Genomic DNA, 1,272 nt, shown 5'->3' on the forward strand with positions numbered 1-1,272 from the left:
CGAGTTGCTTATGAATATGATGGTCGAAATTTTACCTACACAACTCGAAACAAGCCGTTTGGCAACACGCTTAATATCAAGGTTGAAGTTTCGCCTAGATAGTTTAAGTGAAGACAGAAAAAACTTACAGCCAAATTAAAACCCTTGCTGAGCAGGGCGATGCGCAATCTCAATATGAGCTAGCCTTAAGTTATGATTTGGGTATTGGCGTAGATAAAGATTTAGCCAAAGCATTTGCGTGGTATCAAAAATCTGCCAACCAAGATTATGCAAAAGCACAGTATAATTTAGGCATTTTTTATGCCTTAGCAAAATCCGTTGATAAGGACATTGAGCAATCAAAATATTGGATCAGAAAAGCAAATGAAAATGGCTATTCTGGTGGTAGTATTTTTTAATTAGGAATAGCCATGAAAGACATTAAACTTGAAGATAGATTAATTTTTGCATTAGACGTACCCGAGGTTTCCCAGGCTAAAGACTTGGTCAATCAATTAGACGACAGTGTTAATTTTTACAAAATTGGCATGGAATTATTAATGACAGGCCAGTATTTTGAGCTGATGGATTGGCTAATCGCTAAGGATAAAAAAGTATTTGTTGATCTTAAATTTTTTGATGTGCCAGAAACGGTGGGTAGAACCATTAATCGTTTGAGCCAAACTGGTGCAACCTTTGCCACCATTCATGGCAATCAAGGTCTAATGGAAAAAGCTGCTGAAAATAAAGGTGATCTTAAAATTTTGGCAGTAACCGCACTAACCAGTCTTGATCGTGGTGATTTAGACGACCTTGGTTTTGATTGCGATGTGCAAGATTTGGTTATCTCTCGCGCTAAGCGCGCCTTTGAAGCAGGCTGTGATGGTGTGGTTTCTTCAGGTCTTGAAGTGCCATTCTTAAGAGAGTATGTTGACAATAAGTTGATCGCAGTCACACCAGGTATTCGCCCTGTGGCAAATGATGACGATCAAAAGCGCGTGGTTGATGTGGCAACGGCGTTTAAGTCAGGATCGGATTATATTGTGGTTGGTCGTCCAATTAAAAACGCAGATGATCCATATGCAGCAGCCAGTAACATTCAAGAAATTATCAAGACCTGTTTCTAGTATTTAACCCCTATACAGGGGTATAATTTCGCATTCGTTGTTAGCGTCTTGCTAAGAACATTCTTTTATAGTCGCGTAGCTCAGTTGGTTAGAGCACTACCTTGACATGGTAGGGGTCGGTGATTCGAATTCACTCGCGACTACCACTCACTAATTAAAGGGACAC

2 protein-coding genes and 1 tRNA gene are annotated in these 1,272 nt (G+C 39.8%); all 3 read left to right on the top strand.

Annotated elements, in window-relative coordinates; genetic code table 11:
- Window positions 1-107: 107 nt before the first annotated feature.
- The 3 genes from PSN35_RS03325 (at window position 108) to PSN35_RS03335 (ending at window position 1,252) form a co-directional block, all read left to right on the top strand.
- Window positions 108-398 (top strand): tetratricopeptide repeat protein, encoded by a 291-nt coding sequence (locus PSN35_RS03325; protein ID WP_300029399.1) that lies wholly within the window; start codon window positions 108-110, stop codon window positions 396-398.
- Window positions 399-410: 12 nt separating this feature from the next.
- The gene (gene pyrF, locus PSN35_RS03330; protein ID WP_300029402.1) at window positions 411-1,106 is read left to right on the top strand and encodes an orotidine-5'-phosphate decarboxylase; all 696 of its coding nucleotides are present in this window, start codon (window positions 411-413) and stop codon (window positions 1,104-1,106) included.
- Between the two features lie 69 nt (window positions 1,107-1,175).
- A tRNA-Val gene (locus PSN35_RS03335) sits at window positions 1,176-1,252 on the top strand.
- Window positions 1,253-1,272 lie beyond the last annotated feature (20 nt).

It is taken from the genome of Candidatus Thioglobus sp. (genome assembly GCF_028599055.1).
Taxonomy (GTDB): domain Bacteria; phylum Pseudomonadota; class Gammaproteobacteria; order PS1; family Pseudothioglobaceae; genus Thioglobus_A.

Excerpts from the sequence above, each read along its gene's own strand:
- pyrF (WP_300029402.1), top strand. The coding sequence starts at position 411 with ATGAAAGACATTAAACTTGAAGATAGATTAATTTTTGCATTAGACGTA.